A 20,566-nucleotide genomic window follows, 5' to 3' on the forward strand; every position below is an offset into this window, starting at 1 on the left:
CAATAAGTAGAAAGATATATATTGTATTGACTTTTATACATATACATATTATTGTTTATATAAACGATAGTTCTTGATGTAATTAAATTTTAGTAAACAAAGGAGGATATATGAGAAAGATCAAGAAATTAGTCAGTACTTTATTAGTCGGTGCAATGGTAAGTGTTTCTTTAATGGGATGTGGAGGTTCCGGCAGTGAAAAAAGCACGACTCCTACCGTAGCGGAGTCTAAGAGTGATGGCGGCAAGGCTGCAAATGCAAGTAATCCTGTGGCCGGTAAGAAGGTGGCATATATTATGATTATGCCTTCAGCTACCATTTTCCAGATGTGGAAGGATTCATGTAAGAAGCTTTGTGACGCTTTGGATGTACAGTTTGACTTTTTCTTCTGTGACGGTGATTTCAATAAGTGGCAGGATACTATAAGAACATGTGCTTCCGCCGGATATGACGGACTTATAGTAAGCCATGGCAATCAGGACGGTTCATATGTGTTCTTAAAGGGAATACTGGATGAGTACAAGAATTTAAAGATAGTAACATTTGATACACAGTTCTATGCTGACGGTGAGTATAAGAAGCTTGACGGTGTTACACAGATGTTCCAGCAGGATAAGTCTTTGGTAACTGTTTTACTTGATGAGATGGTGGCAAAGTACGGTGAGGGCGTAAGGCTTATTAAGGTTTGGAGAGGACCCAACTACAACAGTCCGTTTGACAGAAGGGAAGAGGGATGGAAAGAGTATGAGAAAGCCGGAAAGATTGTAACTGTGGGTGAGGTACAGCCTTTACAGGATTCTGTAGACTCCGCAAATACTGTGACTGCGGCATATCTGCAAAGTATAAAGAGAGAAGATGTGGACGGAGTTATTGCATATTATGACATGTACGGTCAGGGTGTATATAATGCACTTATTGAAAATGACAATATGAACGGTAAAAACGGAGAGGCTCTTCCTATGGCATCTGTAGATATCGACCCCGTAGATATCACAAATATGCAGACAAGACCGGATGTCTGGACGGCTGCCGGAACAACAGACTGGACTTTAAACGGTGAAATCGCTATGAGACTTCTGTTCCTTGAGATGGCGGGAGAGTATGACAAGATTTATGACCCTGCAACGGGAGAGACGGGAGTTGATGTGGTAGAGGTTCCGGGTACGGCTATAAAGGCTTCAAACCTGAAGGCTGATTCAAATGTTGAGAATCTTGGAAATGTAGCAGGTGAGACCTACGGCAATTTGAATTATCTTTCAGAAGCGGATTGGATGCCTAAGGATTTAATACATAAATAGATAGCGGCTGTTTAAAGATTTATCAAAGGCTTACAGGTCTTGATACCGAAATATCATAGAAAAGGTGAGTTTATCAGATACATTTGATTTTGTGAAAGTCATTGAGGTTTTGATGGCTCACCTATTTAGATAGGATAGATATGGACAGAATAAAATTAAGCACAAAGAATGTGTCAATAGAGTTTCCGGGAGTGAAGGCGCTTGAAGATATAAACTTTGAGGTAAGCACCGGAGAGATAAGAGCTGTAGTAGGGGCAAACGGAGCTGGAAAATCCACTCTTATGAAGGTATTGTCAGGTGCCAATCCCGACTACACCGGGGCAGTATTTTTGGATGAAAAGGAAGTGGAACTTAGAACGCCTGTGGATGCAAAAAAATGCGGTGTTCAGATAGTTTATCAGGAGGTGGATACGGCGCTGTTTCCAAACCTTACAGTAGCGGAAAATATTATTCAAAGTGATCTGGTTATGGACAAGGGCAATGCTTTACTTAATTGGAATAATGTATATAAAGAGGGCAGAAAGGCACTTGACAGACTTCATATAAGCAGGGAAAGAATCAATGAAAGAGATCTTGTTTCAAAGCTTTCTTTGGCGGATAAGCAGATGGTACTTATAGCAAAGGCAATCAGAAGGAAGTGTAATTTCCTTATTTTGGATGAGCCTACAGCACCTCTAAGCAATCAGGAAACAAAGGAGCTTTTTGAAGTTGTAAATCATCTGCATAAAACGGAGAATATAGCAATACTTTTTATCTCTCACAGACTGAATGAGATACTTGAAATATGTGAAAGCTATACAGTGATGAGAAACGGAAAGTTGATAGGAACATACAAAATAGAAGAATCCACCACTACAAAGGAGATAGTGGAACTTATGCTTGGAAGAACCTTTGAGGAAGCTTACAAAAGAGAGGAAATTCCTGTGGGTGATACCGTATTTGAAACTAAGCATCTTAGTGAGATAGACGGAAAGGTAAATGATATAAATTTATATGTGAAAAAGGGTGAGATACTTGGAATAGCGGGTCTTGTCGGAGCCGGTAAGTCCGAACTTTGTAAAACGCTTTTCGGAGCATATAGGAGTACAGGAAAGATAGTATTAAACGGTAAGGAATTAAATCTTAAAAATCCTGCAAGTGCGGTAAAAAATAAACTGGCACTTGTACCTGAAGAAAGAAGAAAAGAAGGAGTGTTGGTGGAAGAGAGTGTGAGTTTTAATCTTTCCGCCGCATCTCTTGAGAAGTTTTGCAATTTCTCTTTTATAGATAAGAAAAAGGTAAAAGAGAATGCAAAGAACTATATAAAAAGTTTGAATGTTTCAACTCCAAGTATAAATCAGCTTGTAAAGAAGCTTTCAGGCGGAAATCAACAAAAGGTCGCTGTCGGGAAGTGGCTGGCGGCAGACTGTGAGGTATATATTTTTGATGAGCCTACAAAGGGTGTGGATGTCGGTGCAAAGCAGGATATATTTAATCTTATACATGAGATAGCCAAAAGGGGCAATGCTGTAATATATGCAACATGTGAGAATCAGGAGCTTTTGGCACTTACGGACAGGATTTATGTAATGTACAATGGCGGTATTGATGCGGAATTGGTCACAAAGGATACAAATGAAGATGAGATTATGTATTACAGTGTAGGCGGTAAGCAGACACAAGGGGAGGTAGTTTGATGGAACGCAAAAGAATAATTAAGTTCGGTATAGACTGGGCCGCTATTTTGGCTTTGATTCTATGTTTTATAGTTTTTACGGCAGTCAAGGGCGGTGCTTTCATGTCACAGAGCAATATGGTAAATATTCTTAGAGCCATGGCAATAACTACAGTCTTCGGTATTGCAGCCACCATCACTATGGCTCCGGACGGCTTTGATATGTCGGCAGGTACTTTGGGAAGCTGTTCGGCTTATGCATTTGTATCATCATATTTGTGGTTCGGTCAGTCACTTTTTATGTCAATAGTGATAACCATAGTGACTACTCTGATACTGTATCAGCTTACAATGTTTCTTATTTTGGTATGTAAGATACCTGATATGCTTGCAACATGTGCTTTGATGTTTGTGCATCAGGGACTTGGACAGTGGTATATTGGCGGAGGTGCGGTTTCTACAGGTATGAGAACACCATGGAATGCGGAGCCGCTTAGGATAGCTCTTTCAGATTCATTCTCGGCAATCGGAAGAGCGCCATGGATAATAATTATTATGCTTGGTTGTGTGCTGGCTGCATATATTTTCCTTGATTTTACGAAGTTCGGCAGATATCTGTATGCTATGGGAGGCAATAAGGAGGCTGCAAAGCTTTCAGGTATTGATATAAAGAAGTACAGATATGTGGCAGGTATGATAACTGCCGTATTTATAGCAATCGGCGGTATTTTGGTTTCATCAAGAGGAAGTTCGGCACAGGTTATGTGTTGTGACAATTATTTGATGCCTTCACTTGCGGCTGTCTTTGTAGGCAGAACCGTAGGCGGTGCGGAAAAGCCGAATGCACTTGGAACTATGATAGGTTCAATGCTTGTATCTACACTTGAAAACGGACTTACAATCTGTGCAGTACCTTTCTTTGTACTGCCGGCGGTAAAGGGTGCGGTATTGGCACTTGCACTTATAGCGGCATATGCATATAAGAGAGAATAGGAGGGGAAATGAGCAGATTTGATACATATTTCCAAATGGAAGAAAAGGATATAATTGAGTATACATTACTGAAAGCGACCGCTATAGACTGGGACAGGGCAAGTATGAAGGTGGTCATACCGAAAGAACATGGAAATCTCAATTATGTATACAGGGTAACGGACGGTAAGGGAAATTCAATATATATAAAGCAGGCAGGTACTGAAACCAGAATTTCAAAGGATATGAAGCCTTCAAGAGACAGAAACAGGCTTGAATCTGAAATTTTGATGTTGCAGGATTCTTATGCAAAGGGAATGGTGCCTTATATTTATTTTTATGATACGGTGATGTGTGCCTGCGGTATGGAGGACTGTTCAGACTTTTTAGTAATGCGTCAGGCAATGCTTGAGCATAGGATATATCCGCATTTTGCAAACAAGATAACGGATTTCCTTATTGATACTTTATTAAAGAGCAGTGACGTGGTTATAGATCACAAGGAGAAAAAGAAGATTGGCGGAAAGCTTGTATCACCTGATCTTTGTGATATAACCGAAAAACTTGTTTTTATGGAGCCTTACAATGATATACATCACAGAAACAATGTGTATCCTCCAAATGCGGATTTTGTAAAAAAGGAGCTTTATGAGGATAAGGCTTTGCACCTTGAGGTGGCAAAGTTAAAGTTTAATTTTATGACCAATGCACAGGCACTGATACATGGTGACTTGCATACAGGTTCTATATTCATCAAGGAAGATGCACTGAAAGTATTTGACCCGGAGTTCGGTATATTGGGACCTTGCGGATATGATATCGGAAATGTTATTGCAAACCTTATTTTTGCCTATGACAACGGACTGGCTTATAAGAAAGATGAGTTTAATGCATGGGTATTAAAGTCTATAGAGGATGTGACAGACTTATTCATTGAAAAGTATAATAAGTATTTTGATAAGTGGGTAACTGAACCTATGGCAAGGGTGGAAGGATTTAAGGAGTATTATCTTGACAGTATACTTAATGACACAGCCGGATTTACAGGAACAGAGCTACATAGAAGGACTGTGGGAATGGCAAATGTTGCGGATGTGACTACTATTACGGATGAGAGAAAAAGACTATTGGCCGAGAGAATAAATATTCTGGCAGGCAAGGAGTTTATACTGAATGCAAAATCCTTTAAATGCGGTAAGGATTATGTGGATACCGTCTTAAGGTGTAAGGATTTGGCTATGAAGGCATAAATGAATGGAGGTGCAAATGAATATTGAAGAATTTTTTGACAGGATAATTTCTGTAAAGACGGATGAAGACGGCAATCTCAATATTATTGACCAGACACTTTTGCCGGGTGAGATAAAGAGAATAAATCTGAATACAAAGGAAGATATTTGGGAGGCGATAAAGAAGCTTAGAGTTCGCGGTGCTCCTGCAATAGGAGTTTGTGCAGCCCTAGGTATTGCAAAGACGGCTTCACAGGTACAGGCTGATAACTATGCGGATTTTGAAAGAGAATTTTTGGAGCTTAAGGATTACTTTGCTTCTTCAAGACCTACTGCGGTAAATCTTTTCTGGGCATTAAACAGAATGGAGGATACTTTAAAAGCAAATAGAACAAAAAATATTGATGAAATAAAAGAAATTTTATTTAAAGAGGCTGATAATATCAGAAGTGAAGATATTGCTATAAGCCGTGGTATTGGAGAACTTGGATTTAAACTTTTAAAGAAATTAAAGAGAAACGGCAAAGAGATAGGCATTATGACACATTGTAATGCAGGTACTTTGGCTACCGCAAAGTACGGTACCGCTACCGCACCTATGTATATGGCATTGGAAAACGGGTTTTTAGGAAGTGATATGCATGTGTACTGTGATGAGACCAGACCGCTTTTGCAGGGTGCAAGACTTACCGCTTTTGAACTTAGCAATGCAGGTGTTACCACCACTCTACAGTGTGACAATATGGCATCCGTTTTGATGAAATCGGGTAAGATAGATATTATATTTGTGGGATGTGACAGAGTGGCAAGAAACGGTGATGCCGCCAATAAGATCGGTACTTCAGGTCTTGCAATCATAGCAAAGCACTATGGTATACCATTTTATGTATGTGCGCCTACATCTACCATTGATATGAATACGGCTACAGGTGATGATATTCCTATAGAGATAAGAGACTCTGATGAGGTGACAGATATGTGGTATAAGGAGAGAATGGCACCTGAAAATATAGATGTGTATAATCCCGCATTTGATGTGACAGATCACAGTCTTATTACAGGTATCATTACAGAAAAAGGTATCTGTAAATATCCTTTTGATAAGGCGTTTGACAAACTGGGATTGTAGTGTAAAGCTTGGAAGGTATTTTATAAACTGTGATATTTTAGTTAATAAAATTGTTCACTATAGTATTTGCATAATAATTAGATTGGAGAATATATGAAGAAGATAATCAATGTTCCTGAAAATTATACAGATGATATGTTAAAGGGTATTTATCTTGCAAACAAGCAGGTAAAGTATGTTGCAAACGACCTTAGATGCTATTGTATAGCGGATAAGAAACCGGGTAAGGTGGCAATAGTAACAGGTGGAGGTACCGGACATTTACCTCTTTTCCTTGGATATGTAGGTGAAAATCTGCTTGACGGCTGTGGTGTGGGAAGTGTTTTTCAGTCGCCCTCGGCAGAGCAGATTTATGAAATATCAAAGGAAGTGGAGGCAGGCAGCGGTGTATTATTCCTGTATGGGAATTATACAGGCGATATAATGAACTTTGATATGGCTGCCGAAATGCTTGATATGGATGATATCAAGACAAGAAGCATTGTCGGTGCGGATGATGTGCTGTCAAACAAGCTTCCCGAGACCAGAAGAGGTGTTGCAGGTATTTTCTTTATGTACAAATATGCAGGTGCGGCGGCAGCAAATATGTGCAACCTTAACGAAGTATATGAGGCTGCAAATACAGCAAAGCAAAACACAAGAACTGTAGGTTTTGCACTTACACCATGTGTTATTCCTGAACTTGGACATTCCAATTTTACTTTGGAAGAAAATGAGATGGCATTCGGTATGGGAATACATGGCGAGCCGGGAGTTTGGAACGGTGAGGTAAAGACTGCAAAGGAACTTGCAGATGAAGCTGTAGGGGAGATACTTGCCGATATAGATATTGCAAAAGATGATGAGGTGGCGGTTCTTATAAACGGTCTCGGTGCCAGCAGTATTGAAGAACTTTATATACTTTCGGGAGAGGTCGGTGAGATATTGTCAGCAAAGGGAATCAAAATCTACAGAACTTTTGTAGGTGAGTACGCTACAAGTATGGAGATGGCAGGTGCATCAATATCTATTTGTAAATTAAATTCCAATAAGGAGAAGGCTTGGCTTGATATGGAAGTAAAGACTCCATTTATAAGATTATAAGGAGTATATATGACAGAGATTAGAATTGAGGATTTGCCGGAACTTTTTTCATGTATAGCAAAGATTTTTGTTGAGAAAAAGGATGAGCTTTGTGCTATGGATGCAAATATGGGAGACGGCGACCTTGGACTGACTATGAGTAAAGGCTATAGTGCAATGCCTGATATTATAAGGGAGAATACTGTGGAAAATAATATCGGCAAGACTTTGTTTAAAGCCGGTATGAAGATGGCATCCATAGTGCCTTCCACTATGGGAACTTTGACGGCAAGCGGTATCATGGAAGCAGGCAAGTCGTTAAATGGGAAGGATAAAATACAAGCCGCAGATTTAGCAGTGTTTTTTGAAAGTTTTGCAGCAGGGATAAAGAAAAGAGGCAAGTGTGAAGCAGGTGACAGAACAATATATGATGCACTTTTTCCGGCGGGGAAAGAGGCAAAGAAGGTATCAGACGGTAGTATATTAGAGGTAGCTATGGCAGCACTACAGGGAGCCGAGGCGGGTGTTGAGGCTACAAAGGATATGTTGCCGAAGTTCGGAAAGGCGGCAGTGTTTGCATCTAAAGCCAAGGGGGTTGCCGACCAGGGTGCGGTGGCAGGATATTTGATGGTAAAGGGAGTATATTTATTTTTAGAAAGTAAGAGTGAATAATGAAAGTATTGAATTTCGGTTCGCTAAACCTTGACTATGTATATGATGTGGATCATTTTGTAAGGGAGGGTGAGACCTTATCTTCTACTGATATGAATGTATTTTGTGGCGGAAAGGGACTGAATCAGTCTGTGGCACTTGCCAAAGCAGGTGTAAAGGTATACCATGCCGGTGCGGTCGGCAGTGCGGACGGAGAGATGTTGACAGATGCACTCTCAAGTGTAGGTGTTGATATATCATATATAAGAAGATATGATATGCCTTCAGGTCATGCGATTATTCAAAAAAATAAATCGGGCAATAATTGTATACTCTTATATGGCGGAGCAAACCAAAATATAGATAAGGAATTTATCAAAGATGTATTAAAGGACTTTGATAAGGGCGATATACTTTTGCTTCAAAATGAGATAAGCAATCTTTCATTTATTGTAGATGAAGCATTTGCAAAGGGGATAAGAATTGTATTAAATCCCTCACCTATAAATGAGAGTATATTTGAATGTGATTTAAAAAAGATTTCATACCTTATTTTAAATGAGATAGAGGCGGCTGATATATTGTCTGTTGAATATAAGAGTAAGGATGATTTGATAGAGAAGTTAACAAAAAGTTTTCCTGATACCGGACTTGTGTTGACATTGGGAGAGGAAGGCTCGGTATATGTGGATAAGAACTGCAAGATATATCAGGGAATTTACCCCACCAAGGTAGTGGATACTACAGCGGCAGGTGATACCTTTACAGGGTATTTTATTGCCGGATTGGTGGAAGGTATGGATATAAAAAGTGCCTTAAGGCAGGCAAGTAAGGCGGCAAGCATCACTGTAAGCAAAAAGGGGGCTTCACCAAGTATACCTTTTGTAAAAGAGGTGTTCACAGTTGATGATTAGCGGCACTTGATTTAAGTTGACATGTATTTCTTTATGTAATACAATGTATTACACAAAGAAAGGAGATTTCTATGACGATATCTTTAAGGCTGAATGATGAAGATACTGTGTTGTTTAAAAAATATGCCGAGCTGAACGGTATTACAGTATCAGAACTGTTAAGACAATCTGTTATTCACCGAATAGAAGATGAGTATGATTTAAATGCATATAAGGAGGCAATGGCAGAGTTTAAGAAAAATCCGGTAACATATTCACTTGATGAAGTAGAGAAAGAGCTGGGTCTGAAATGAGTTTTAGAATTGTTTTTTCAGAAAAGGCATTAAAACAACTGAAAAAACTTGACAGGTCAACTGCATCTCTTATTACAGGATGGTTAAGAAAAAATATTGAGGGCTGCTCAAATCCAAGGCAACATGGTAAAGGTCTTACGGCTGACAGAAGTGGACAATGGAGATACAGAGTAGGAAGCTACAGAATAATTGTTGATATAAATGATGAAAAAGTGTTAGTGCTTGTTTTAGAAATAGGTCACAGAAAAAATATCTGCTAAGAGCGGTTCTATATTAAGTGTTGTGGCGGGTTGATTTTCAACCCGCTTTTTTTTGCTGTTTTAAATATAATATAAAAAAATATACGCAGGTATTTTTAACGGACAGCTTATATAGTAGAATAAAATATAAAGAAATTGATTAGAAAATATCTGATTTGAGGAGGATATATGTTGGAAGCTCTTTGGGCAAAAAAAGAAGAAAAAGATGGAGTATTTTTTTGGCTGCCGTTGCCGGTACATTTAGAAGATACGAAAAGGATAACGGGACTTTTATGGGAACACTGGTTAAGTGACGGGCAAAAGGCTGTTGTGGCAAAAGACTTTGATGCCGGCAAGCAGATTGCCATGTTTACGGCAGGTATACATGATATAGGCAAGGCAACACCTGCATTCCAACTTAAGAAGGGCTTTTCAAATTCAAAAGACTTAGATAATGAGTTGACAGATAAGCTGATAAAAGCAGGCCTTACAGATATTGATAAACTGATTTTAGCCGCACCTGAAAAAACACCGCATGGACTTGCAGGAGAGGTAATACTGAGTATACTGGATGAGAGATTTTGCACTGATAATGATATCGGCTCCATTGTAGGAGGTCACCATGGCAGACCTATAGATGATATCGGAAAAATATCTGAGGTGAAAAAATCATATAAGAAAAATATTTTTCAGAGTGAAGATGAGAACAGTGATATTTATAAAAAATGGTTGATGTTTCATAGGGAGATTTTAAATACAGCTTTAAAAAACAGCGGTTTTGAAAAATGCAGCGATATTCCCATACTCTCACAGCCGGCACAGGCAATCCTTTTGGGACTTTTGACCATGGCGGATTGGATTGCCAGCAATACTTACTTTTTTCCGCTTATAGGGCTTGATGAAAGTACGGATATAGATATGGATAAAAGATGTAAGACCGGATTTAACAAGTGGAAGAAATCAAACAGCAGTGATATATGGAATCCTGAATATTCGGGTGACAGTAATACTTTATTTAAAGACAGATTCGGATTTGAGCCCAGAGATGTACAATCAAAGTTTGCAAAGACTGTTACTGATGCAAAGAATCCCGGACTTGTAATACTTGAGGCACCTATGGGACTTGGCAAAACGGAAGCTGCACTTATCGGTGTGGAAGAGCTGGCTGTCAAGTCAAATAGAAGCGGACTTTTTTTCGGACTTCCTACACAGGCAACTTCTAACGGTATTTTCCCAAGGATAGCGGATTGGCTTAAGGGAATCAGTGAGGATTTAGGTGAAAAGCATGGACTGAGGCTTGTACATGGTAAGGCATATTTGAATGATTTTTATACAAATTTAACTAAGTCTTCCAATATAGATATTGACAGTGGAAAAGCAAAAGAAGAAAGCTTTGTAATAAACCAGTGGTTTTGCGGCAAAAAGACTGCGATAATGGATGATTTTGTGGTGGGTACTGTTGATCAGCTTTTGATGATGGCATTAAGGCAAAAGCATCTGGCACTTAGGCATCTTGGTCTTAGCAAAAAGATTGTAGTTATTGATGAGGTGCATGCCTATGATGCATATATGGATCAATACTTAAATATGGCACTTGAGTGGCTTGGAGCCTATAATGTGCCGGTAATACTGCTGTCGGCAACATTGCCTAAGAAAAGCAGAGCAGACTTTATAAATCACTATTTGATGGGAAAGGGAGTTAAAAAGATTGATAAAGAAAGCCTTATGGCGGATGATTATCCTCTGATTACCTATACCGATAATGATAAGGCATTAATTATAAAGGATTTTGCACCGATAGAAGATAAGAGTATTGAGATAAAATATACCGACAGTGAGAATTTATTAAAGTTGCTTGATTTTTTGACGGTCGGTGGTGGCAATGTAGGTATTATTGTAAATACAGTGAAAAAAGCACAGGATATTGCAAAGTCGGTTTTATCAAAATTCGGTGATATAAGTGTCAAATTGTTGCATTCATCATTTATTGCTACAGACAGAGTAAAAAATGAGAAGGAGCTGACGGATCTCCTGGGAAAAACAGGAGACAGACCGGAAAAGATGATTGTAGTAGGTACACAGGTAATAGAGCAGTCGCTTGATATTGACTTTGATGTAATGATAAGTGATATTGCACCTGTGGACTTATTAATCCAGAGAATGGGAAGGCTTCACAGACATAAAAGAGATAACAGACCTGATAAGCATAAAAAACCTGTACTGTATGTGCTTGGAAACAGTAAAGAGCTGGAGTTTGAAAGCGGCTCTAAGGCGGTATACGGAGGATACCTTTTAGCCAGAACAGGATATTTTCTTAAAGACAGTATAGATCTGCCGGGTGATATATCAAAGCTGGTACAAGAAGTCTATGATGAAAATATTGATTTAGATTTGTCTGATGATTTGAGAGTAAAGTATGATAATTATAAAAAGGACTATGAAGGCATTGTAAACAGCAAAAAGGACAGGGCAACAAGCTACAGACTTGAGAGTCCGAGGCTGAAAAAACGTATAGGCAAGGGAACGGATTTGATAGGCTGGCTAAAAAATGAAAGTCTAACCTCAAGTGAGGAAGAGGGCAATTCTCAGGTAAGAGATACACAGGATACTGTAGAAGTAATCGCTCTAAAGAGATGCACAGGCGGCTACACCACATTTGACAGTAATGAAGATATGTCACAATATATTGATAGTGAGGCTGTTGCAAAAAAGCTTGCAAGTTCTACAATAAAACTTCCAAATAAGTTGTCAAAGTCCTATAATATAGACAAGACTATAAAAGAATTAGAAGACTTCTATATTAAAAATTTAAAAAGTTGGGATAATTCGGTGTGGTTAAAGGGCAGTTTATGTGCAATGTTTGATGAGGACAACAGATGCAGGATAAACGGAGTGGATATGGTCTATGATAAAAAATATGGTTTGGATATTGAAGGGAGAAAGTGATGCCAAGGTATAATTTGCTTGACGAAAAATGGATTATGGTAGCAGATGACAAGGCTGTTACAAAGGTTTCTATAAAAGAGCTTTTTAATAATGCCGGTCGGTACAAAGAGTTTGCAGGGGATATGAAGACACAGGACTTTGCAATAATGAGAGTGATGCTTGCAATACTTCATACTGTGTTTTCAAGATTTAATGCAGAGGGAGAAGCTTATGAGTTCTTTGATGTGGACAGTGAGAGCTTTTTGCAGACAACTGAGATTGCAGAAGAGGATATAGAGGACTATGAAGAGGAACTGTACCAAACATGGATTGATATTTGGAAAGCTAAAAAATTCCCTGATATAGTGTCAGAATATCTGGAGAAATGGAGAGACAAATTTTTCCTATATGATGATAAGTTCCCGTTTTTTCAGGTGACGAAAGAGGTGATAGAAAAGGATGCAAAGGGCGGAGGTGAGTTTTACGGTAAGAACATAAACAGGCTTGTATCAGAGAGTAATAATAAGCAGGCATATTTTTCACCAAGAGATGACTCCTATAAAGAATATATGAGAGATGATGAGTCGGCAAGATGGCTTATAACTTTGCAAGGCTATATGGGCACAGCTGATAAGAAAAAAGTCGGCAATGCTAAGACCTACTCAAAAGGCTGGATATATGATTTGGGTGGAATATACCTTGTGGGAAGTAATCTTTTTGAAACTTTGATGCTCAACCTTACAATTGTAAATAATGAAAGCAATAATTTGCTGAAAATACAAAGACCATGTTGGGAAACTGATACCATAGAAAGAAATGTGGAAGCATATTTTTATAGCGGTATTGATAATATTTCTGCACTTTATACTGCATGGAGCAGAGAAATATTCATAGACCCGAACCATGCCGAGTCAGATAAGTTTGTATGTTCTATAGCTAAATTACCTGAAATTGAACATTCAGATAATTTTTTAGAGCCGATGACAGTCTGGAAGTATAATAAAGATGGTGAATATAAGGATAAATACAGACCGAAAAAACATGATGCGAATCAGTCTATGTGGAGAAATTTCGGACTGCTTACCGGAGTAGGTGAAACTGTCAGAAAACCCGGAGTTATAGAGTGGCTGAATAAATTGGATAATATATCAGATTCAATGAAATTAGAATTGGATAAGGAAAATATTACACTGTCTGCTGTAAGTATGATTGATGACGGCAATGCCACTTCATGGGCTCCGATAGATGAAATATCAGATACTCTTACTATGAAAGAGAGGGTACTGGCGGATATAGGAGACGGCGGATGGGTAGACAGGATAAATAAGACGGTTACAGATACAAAAAGTACAATTGACAATGTACTTAGGATATTTTTACTTGGTTTATTTGAAATAAGAAATATGGATAAATCAGGTATTCCAAAGTATATTGAGCAGTTTTATTTCAGAATAGATCTGTCTTTCAGACAGTGGATGGAAAGTGTCGATATAGGAGATGATAAGGATGAAAAAGAAATTGAGTGGCATAATATTCTGAAAACGGCTATGAAAAATTATGTTGATGAACTGGTATCAAACGCTACATTAAGAGATTATAAAGGAATAGAAGGAAGCGGTTCGGTAAAAAATATTGCAACTATATATAATTCTTTCCTATATAGATTAAATCAAAAAAAATAAGGAGGTTAGATGGACAGTATAAGAAGTGTTAGTGGGAGAATTCTAAATGAGCTGTATGTCAGGCAGGAAGACTCCACAGGAAAGGCTGTGCTTTCAAGGCTGAGGAATTCTATCGGAAGAGACTATATTGATATGGCAGATATAATGCCCTTTGTCTTTGATAAATTGCCTGAGAGCTTTCTTGGAAACAGCAAGAGGATGACTGATGAGGAGATTTGCATACTGACTTGTTTACAGTTGTATGCTATACATCAGCAGGGAGATGACAGTAATGTATATGAGAGAGGTGAGAACTACGGCAATATAGGGACAAGTCTGAAAGTCCTTAGAGCAGGTGATGATACCACGGCAGTGGACAGAAGATTTAATGCTATGATCACTTCAACAGAGTTTGATGAGCTTATAGTACATTTAAGACATTTAATCAGGCTTTTAAAGTCAAAGCAAAAAGGTACAAAAGTGGATTATGCCGGACTTTCGGAAGATTTATATTGGATAAGAAAAAATAAAAACAAAGACAATATAATTCTGAATTGGGCAAGAGAATACTATAAAGTTAATTATAAAGGAGAATCAAATGAAAAGTAGATTATTTTTAGATATGCATATTATACAGACATTGCCACCGTCAAATATCAACAGAGACGATACAGGCAGCCCGAAGACATCTATGTATGGCGGAGTAAGGAGGGCAAGAGTAAGCTCACAGTCATGGAAGGCCGCTATGAGGAATTATTTCAAGGAAAGTGGAGAAGTGGCTGATGTAGGTGTAAGAACAAAGGATATTGTCAGCTATGTTGCAAAGAAGATCAGAGATATAAATAATACAATTCTTGAAAAAGAAGCACTTGACAGAGCGGCACAGGCTATTGAACTTGTAGGTATAAAGCTGAAGGATAATAAAGACAAGAGCGGCAAAGAAGCCAAGGCACTGTTTTTCCTTGGAGACAGACAGGCAACAGATATTGCAAAAATGGCGGCGGAAGCTGATGAAGACGGCAAGGGTAAACTTATGCTTGATAAAAAAGACTTGCAGAGAGTTTTAAAGGATAATGTAGCTATAGATATTGCACTGTTTGGAAGAATGGTGGCTGATGATCCGAGTTTAAATGAAGATGCTTCATCTCAGGTGGCACATGCGATTTCCACACATGCTGTGCAGACAGAGTTTGACTACTTTACTGCGGCAGATGACCTTTCACCTGAAGATAATGCAGGTGCCGGAATGATTGGAAATGTCGAATACAATTCTTCGACATTATATAGATATGCAAATATTGCACTTCATGAATTTTTGCATCAGCTTAAAGACAAGGAAAGTATGATAAATGCTGTTAAACTTTTTGTAGAAGCTTTTGCAAAGTCATTACCTACAGGAAAGGTAAATACATTTGCAAATCAGACCTTACCCGGCATATTGGTGGTTAATCTAAGAGAAGACAGGCCGGTAAGTCTTGTAAGTGCGTTTGAAACACCTGTAAAATCAGAAGACGGATATATTGCAGGCTCTATAAAAAAACTTTCAGACGAAATGGATAATGTACAGAAGTTTGTAGAGAAGCCGGTAAAGACATTGTACCTTGCCATAAACAATGTGAATATATCAGACGGTGAAGGAACAGATTCACTTAATGAATTACTGACAAAGCTTGGAGAAGAAATAAATCGGTATCAGTTCAACTAAGGGGGCAAATGTGAAGACTATATTATTGAAGTTTGCAGGACCTATGCAGTCATGGGGAACCGACTCACATTTTGAAACCAGACATACAGATCTTTATCCTTCTAAAAGTGCCGTTATCGGACTGATAGGAGCGGCACTTGGAATAAGAAGAGATGATAAGTCCATAAGCGAGTTAGATGTCCTTAAGTTTGCAGTAAGGGTTGACAGAGAGGGTAGTCTTTTGAAAGATTATCATATAGCAAGAAAATATAAACCTACCGGAGAGCTTGAGAGAAACTATGTTACAGAGAGGTATTATCTTGAAGATGCTGTATTTGTAGTCGCTATATCACATGAGGATGATAACTTTATAGAGAAAATATATGAAGCTTTAAAGAGACCGTATTTTCAAATGTTTCTGGGCAGAAGATCGGTTCCTGTTTCAGCAGATTTTATACTGGGTATTTTTGATGCGGGTATTAAGGATACCTTGGAGAAATGTGAGTGGCAGGCGGCAGATTATTATAAGAAAAGATATAGAGATAAGTTCAAAAAGTCACTGGATGTATATGGAGATAAGGGTATTTTTGATAATGTATATAGGGAGATACTAAGGCAGGACAGGGTCATATCTTTTTCGAAAAGTAACAGGCAGTTTAGTTTCAGATATGAAGAACATACAAAAGTAGCGGTTGAAAATAATATGTTTGAAGTTAAAGATACTGACCACAATATTTTTGATTTGGTAGGTGAGTGATATGTATATTTCAAGAGTTGAAGTAGATATATATAACAGACAAAAGATAAGGGATTTGACACATTTGGGAGCTTACCACAACTGGGTTGAACAAAGTTTTAAAGAAGCGGGAGTGAGGAGCAGAAAGCTTTGGAGGATTGATAAAATCAATAATAAAAAATATTTATTGTTGGTAAGCGGTGAAAAACCTGATGTGAAATTATTGGAAAAGTATGGTGTAGCCGGAAGTGCAATTACTAAGGATTATACGGCATATATAAGCAAGATAAAAAAAGGTATGAAGCTGCGTTTCAGGCTTGTAACAAATCCGGTACATGCAGTGATGGAAGACGGTAAGCGGGGTAGCGAAAAGCCGCATATTACAGCAGAGTTTCAAAAGAAATTTTTTATGGACAGAACTTTAAAAAACGGATTTGAAGTAATCGAAGATGAGGTCAATATAGTAGAAAGAGGTTTTGAAGTTTTAAGAAAGTCAGGTGCAAAGCCGGTAAAAGTGGTAAAAGCCACATTTGAAGGTGTTTTAACTGTAGTTGACGAGGATAAATTCAAATCGTTATTGGAGAACGGCTTCGGTAAGAAAAAGGCTTACGGATTTGGACTTATGACAGTTATTCCTATGTAATACCGGGTGGCAAGTATGGAAAAAGCTGAAATAAATGAATTGCCAAGGATAAGTGATAGAGTTACCTTTATTTATATTGAGCATGCAAAGGTAAACAGACAGGACGGAGCAATAGTGGTATCTGACAGTAGAGGGACGGTAAAGATTCCTGTAGCTATGATTGGTGCATTATTGCTTGGTCCCGGTACAGATATTACACATAGAGCAATGGAACTTATAGGTGATATGGGTACCTCTGTAGTCTGGGTAGGCGAAAAGGGTGTAAGACAGTATGCACATGGCAGAGCTTTGACACATTCCACAAAGTTTTTAGAAAGTCAGGCAAGACTTGTGACAAATGTCCGCAGCAGAGTTGATGTAGCAAGAAAAATGTACAGTATGAGGTTTGCCGGTGAAGATGTATCGTCATATACAATGCAGCAACTTCGAGGACATGAGGGCACAAGAGTAAAAAGACTTTATAATGAGCTTTCAAAAAAGCATGGAGTAGAGTGGACCGGTAGAGATTATAAGGTGGAAGACTTTGCAAACAGTGATGTTGTAAATCAGGCACTGTCTGCCGGAAATGTATCTTTATATGGGCTTGTATATAGTGTGATGTCTGCACTGGGTATATCTCCCGGACTTGGCTTTGTGCATACAGGTCATGATTTGTCCTTTGTATATGATATTGCGGATTTGTATAAGGCTGATATTACCATCCCTTTAGCTTTTGAGATAGCAAGTGAATTCGGTAAGGAAGATGATATTGGAAGTATAACCAGAAAGAAAGCCAGAGATATCTTTGAAGAAAAGAAACTTGTAAAACAGATAGTAGAAGATTTACAGTATCTGCTTGAAGTGAGCGATGATGAAAAGCTTGAAGGAGAATTTCTTGGACTTTGGGACAATAAGTTGCAACTTGTAAGTTATGGTGTGAATTACACAGAGGTGTGATATGCCGTTTACTGTGATTACATTAAAAAGGGTTCCACAAGCATTAAGAGGAGATCTTACAAAGTGGATGCAGGAAATAACTACAGGTGTGTATATAGGTAATTTTAATACAAAGGTAAGAGAAAAGCTTTGGAAAAGGGTAAGGGATAATGTAAAAGATGGAGAAGCTACAATAAGTTTTGCATATAGAAATGAACTTGGATATCAATTTGACACTCATAATACAGGTTTTTCAAATATTGATATGGACGGTATTCCGCTTGTATTTATTCCTAATGTCGGTACAGATGAACATAAAGAGGTAAAGTACGGATTCAGTAATGCCGCAAAGTTTAGAAATGCAAGAAGGTATGCTTCGTCACCTAAGAAAAATTTGACTTCAAAGGACTTTGTTATTGTAGATATTGAGACTGACGGATTGGATAATGAAAAAAATGTTATTATTGAGGTAGGGGCAATAAAATCTGTAAGCGGAGTACTTAGTGAGTTTCAAAGTTTGGTAAATTATGAAGGCACTTTGCCGAAGCATATAGTTTCATTAACCGGCATTACAACTGATATGTTAAAAAAAGACGGCAGTGATATAGTTGTAGTTTTAAAAGACTTTGTGGATTTTCTGGGTGACTTGGATATTATCGGATATAATATAGGATTTGATATTGACTTTATCAATATTGCTTTATTAAAATCAGGGCTTGAAAATTTAAACAATAAAAGATATGATTTAATGAGGTTTGTAAAGAATGAGAAATTATTTCTGGAAAATTATAAATTACAAACCGTGATTAAGGAATATGGAGTAGGAGATAAAGTGCCACATAGAGCATTGGAAGATGCCAAAATGATATATAAACTTGCGATGAAAGTAAATAAATTCAGGGACTTATATAGTCTGGTATAGCCTTTCTACGGGATCTTTTTACTGTGTTCCCCGCGTATGCGGGGGTGATCCCTATACATTCAGAGAAAACGGCATGGCTGTAGCAGTGTTCCCCGCGTATGCGGGGGTGATCCCAGGATAAAAAAGAAATTCCCAAGCCAAGTGATGTGTTCCCCGCGTATGCGGGGGTGATCCCTTAACGCCTTGTACTGAAGTTGCAGTTTGTCCGTGTTCCCCGCGTATGCGGGGGTGATCCTACCGCTACATTGAACACCTCAATTTTTAAGCAGTGTTCCCCGCGTATGCGGGGGTGATCCCGAATTGCAGTTAGGCAAAGTATATATATTTGTGTGTTCCCCGCGTATGCGGGGGTGATCCTACTTCATCAAGCTTATTGAATGTATAAGGCAAGTGTTCCCCGCGTATGCGGGGGTGATCCCTTGCAGATGATGATGCGCCGCTTGCGACTCCGGTGTTCCCCGCGTATGCGGGGGTGATCCCCTGTAAGCTTTCTAGCTATAGAACTAAGACAGGTGTTCCCCGCGTATGCGGGGGTGATCCCAAAACTTGCAAGACCTTTCGCACCATCGATTAGTGTTCCCCGCGTATGCGGGGGTGATCCTGAGAAGCTACAGCCTTTAGCACTATTTGCAAGGTGTTCCCCGCGTATGCGGGGGTGATCCCCCTTGCCATCTCCATTCCCTCCGCAAGGCCTAGTGTTCCCCGCGTATGCGGGGGTGATCCTAGAATGTATGTATTATTTAAAAACGGCTGGTAGTGTTCCCCGCGTATGCGGGGGTGATCCCCCGAAACGCTGGGAATTTGAAATTGTGGATAAGTGTTCCCCGCGTATGCGGGGGTGATCCCTGCTAACAAATAATCCTTTATTGTTGCCTTACGTGTTCCCCGCGTATGCGGGGGTGATCCCGACTTTGTCAACGCCTTTTTGTCGTTTTTACGGTGTTCCCCGCGTATGCGGGGGTGATCCCATACATACATTTGTATACCATCTGAGGCTTGAGTGTTCCCCGCGTATGCGGGGGTGATCCTCGACCAGTTTAACCTTAAATCTCTTCAAGCACGTGTTCCCCGCGTATGCGGGGGTGATCCCAGGCGCCTGCAGTGCCAAAGTCTGCAAAGCCTGTGTTCCCCGCGTATGCGGGGGTGATCCCATCTATGCGTAAAGTATATGGTGCATTGCCCGGTGTTCCCCGCGTAAGCGGGGGTGATCCTATCCTCTTCGGCAAGCCACTTTGTAAGTACAGGTGTTCCCCGCGTAAGCGGGGGTGATCCCGCTTCTTAAAAGTATTGGAAGTATCCCACTGTGTGTTCCCCGCGTAAGCGGGGGTGATCCCTCGGCAAATTTGATTGACTGGAAGGCAAATTTGTGTTCCCCGCGTAAGCGGGGGTGATCCCTTAACAGGATTCTGGCCACTATGGATGAAAGTGTGTTCCCCGCGTAAGCGGGGGTGATCCCTTAACAGGATTCTGGCCACTATGGATGAAAGTGTGTTCCCCGCGTAAGCGGGGGTGATCCCAATCCTGACTTTATGATAGCAGCATTTAAAGCGTGTTCCCCGCGTAAGCGGGGGTGATCCCTTAACAGGATTCTGGCCACTATGGATGAAAGTGTGTTCCCCGCGTAAGCGGGGGTGATCCT

18 protein-coding genes and 1 CRISPR repeat array (1 of these 19 cut by a window edge) are annotated in these 20,566 nt (G+C 39.4%); all 18 genes read left to right on the forward strand.

Features of this window, described 5'->3' with window-relative positions:
• Positions 1 to 110: 110 nt before the first annotated feature.
• On the forward strand, positions 111 to 1,298 hold the full coding sequence (locus tag HMPREF0381_RS02455) for a substrate-binding domain-containing protein (RefSeq protein WP_008750282.1): 1,188 nt from the start codon (positions 111 to 113) through the stop codon (positions 1,296 to 1,298).
• A 140-nt stretch (positions 1,299 to 1,438) separates the two neighbouring features.
• Positions 1,439 to 2,974, forward strand: a complete 1,536-nt coding sequence (locus HMPREF0381_RS02460) for a sugar ABC transporter ATP-binding protein (RefSeq protein ID WP_008750283.1) — start codon at positions 1,439 to 1,441, stop codon at positions 2,972 to 2,974.
• Entirely contained in the window at positions 2,974 to 3,945 is a 972-nt protein-coding gene (locus HMPREF0381_RS02465) for an ABC transporter permease (RefSeq protein WP_008750284.1), read from the forward strand. Before HMPREF0381_RS02460 ends, HMPREF0381_RS02465 begins: the two co-directional genes overlap by 1 nt.
• Positions 3,946 to 3,953: 8 nt before the next feature.
• Positions 3,954 to 5,174, forward strand: coding sequence for an S-methyl-5-thioribose kinase (mtnK, locus tag HMPREF0381_RS02470; protein ID WP_008750285.1), 1,221 nt, complete (start codon positions 3,954 to 3,956; stop codon positions 5,172 to 5,174).
• 16 nt (positions 5,175 to 5,190) lie between these two features.
• The gene (mtnA, locus tag HMPREF0381_RS02475; protein ID WP_040461078.1) at positions 5,191 to 6,282 is read left to right on the forward strand and encodes an S-methyl-5-thioribose-1-phosphate isomerase; all 1,092 of its coding nucleotides are present in this window, start codon (positions 5,191 to 5,193) and stop codon (positions 6,280 to 6,282) included.
• 93 nt (positions 6,283 to 6,375) lie between these two features.
• The gene (locus tag HMPREF0381_RS02480) at positions 6,376 to 7,365 is read left to right on the forward strand and encodes a dihydroxyacetone kinase subunit DhaK (RefSeq protein ID WP_008750287.1); all 990 of its coding nucleotides are present in this window, start codon (positions 6,376 to 6,378) and stop codon (positions 7,363 to 7,365) included.
• 9 nt (positions 7,366 to 7,374) lie between these two features.
• Positions 7,375 to 8,016, forward strand: a complete 642-nt coding sequence (locus HMPREF0381_RS02485) for a dihydroxyacetone kinase subunit L (protein ID WP_008750288.1) — start codon at positions 7,375 to 7,377, stop codon at positions 8,014 to 8,016.
• Positions 8,016 to 8,909 carry a ribokinase gene (locus tag HMPREF0381_RS02490; protein WP_008750289.1) on the forward strand — a complete coding sequence of 298 codons (894 nt, stop codon included), beginning with the start codon at positions 8,016 to 8,018 and terminating at the stop codon, positions 8,907 to 8,909. The genes HMPREF0381_RS02485 and HMPREF0381_RS02490 overlap by 1 nt, the downstream gene beginning before the upstream one ends.
• 71 nt (positions 8,910 to 8,980) lie before the next feature.
• A complete protein-coding gene (gene relB / locus HMPREF0381_RS02495; RefSeq protein WP_008750290.1) occupies positions 8,981 to 9,202 on the forward strand; it encodes a type II toxin-antitoxin system RelB family antitoxin in 222 nt (73 codons plus the stop codon).
• Positions 9,199 to 9,462: a type II toxin-antitoxin system RelE family toxin gene (locus tag HMPREF0381_RS02500; protein ID WP_008750291.1), complete on the forward strand. Its 264-nt coding sequence runs from the start codon at positions 9,199 to 9,201 to the stop codon at positions 9,460 to 9,462. Before relB ends, HMPREF0381_RS02500 begins: the two co-directional genes overlap by 4 nt.
• Before the next feature lie 168 nt (positions 9,463 to 9,630).
• Positions 9,631 to 12,387: a CRISPR-associated helicase/endonuclease Cas3 gene (locus HMPREF0381_RS02505; RefSeq protein ID WP_008750292.1), complete on the forward strand. Its 2,757-nt coding sequence runs from the start codon at positions 9,631 to 9,633 to the stop codon at positions 12,385 to 12,387.
• On the forward strand, positions 12,387 to 14,048 hold the full coding sequence (locus HMPREF0381_RS02510) for a type I-E CRISPR-associated protein Cse1/CasA (protein WP_008750293.1): 1,662 nt from the start codon (positions 12,387 to 12,389) through the stop codon (positions 14,046 to 14,048). Before HMPREF0381_RS02505 ends, HMPREF0381_RS02510 begins: the two co-directional genes overlap by 1 nt.
• A gap of 9 nt (positions 14,049 to 14,057) precedes the next feature.
• Complete coding sequence (gene casB / locus HMPREF0381_RS02515) at positions 14,058 to 14,636, forward strand: type I-E CRISPR-associated protein Cse2/CasB (protein ID WP_008750294.1); 579 nt, start codon at positions 14,058 to 14,060, stop codon at positions 14,634 to 14,636.
• The gene (gene cas7e, locus HMPREF0381_RS02520) at positions 14,626 to 15,732 is read left to right on the forward strand and encodes a type I-E CRISPR-associated protein Cas7/Cse4/CasC (protein WP_008750295.1); all 1,107 of its coding nucleotides are present in this window, start codon (positions 14,626 to 14,628) and stop codon (positions 15,730 to 15,732) included. Before casB ends, cas7e begins: the two co-directional genes overlap by 11 nt.
• Before the next feature lie 10 nt (positions 15,733 to 15,742).
• Positions 15,743 to 16,468 carry a type I-E CRISPR-associated protein Cas5/CasD gene (gene cas5e, locus HMPREF0381_RS02525; RefSeq protein WP_008750296.1) on the forward strand — a complete coding sequence of 242 codons (726 nt, stop codon included), beginning with the start codon at positions 15,743 to 15,745 and terminating at the stop codon, positions 16,466 to 16,468.
• Between the two features lies 1 nt (position 16,469).
• Positions 16,470 to 17,090 (forward strand): type I-E CRISPR-associated protein Cas6/Cse3/CasE, encoded by a 621-nt coding sequence (gene cas6e, locus HMPREF0381_RS02530; RefSeq protein WP_008750297.1) that lies wholly within the window; start codon positions 16,470 to 16,472, stop codon positions 17,088 to 17,090.
• A gap of 15 nt (positions 17,091 to 17,105) precedes the next feature.
• Entirely contained in the window at positions 17,106 to 18,026 is a 921-nt protein-coding gene (gene cas1e, locus HMPREF0381_RS02535) for a type I-E CRISPR-associated endonuclease Cas1e (RefSeq protein ID WP_008750298.1), read from the forward strand.
• Between the two features lies 1 nt (position 18,027).
• A complete protein-coding gene (gene cas2e / locus HMPREF0381_RS02540) occupies positions 18,028 to 18,927 on the forward strand; it encodes a type I-E CRISPR-associated endoribonuclease Cas2e (protein ID WP_008750299.1) in 900 nt (299 codons plus the stop codon).
• 23 nt (positions 18,928 to 18,950) lie between these two features.
• A CRISPR array of direct repeats spans positions 18,951 to 20,566; the repeat unit is 28 nt; unit sequence GTGTTCCCCGCGTATGCGGGGGTGATCC; it runs 487 nt beyond the window's last position.

Origin of the sequence: Lachnoanaerobaculum saburreum DSM 3986, from assembly GCF_000185385.1 — a bacterium.
Taxonomy (GTDB): domain Bacteria; phylum Bacillota; class Clostridia; order Lachnospirales; family Lachnospiraceae; genus Lachnoanaerobaculum; species Lachnoanaerobaculum saburreum.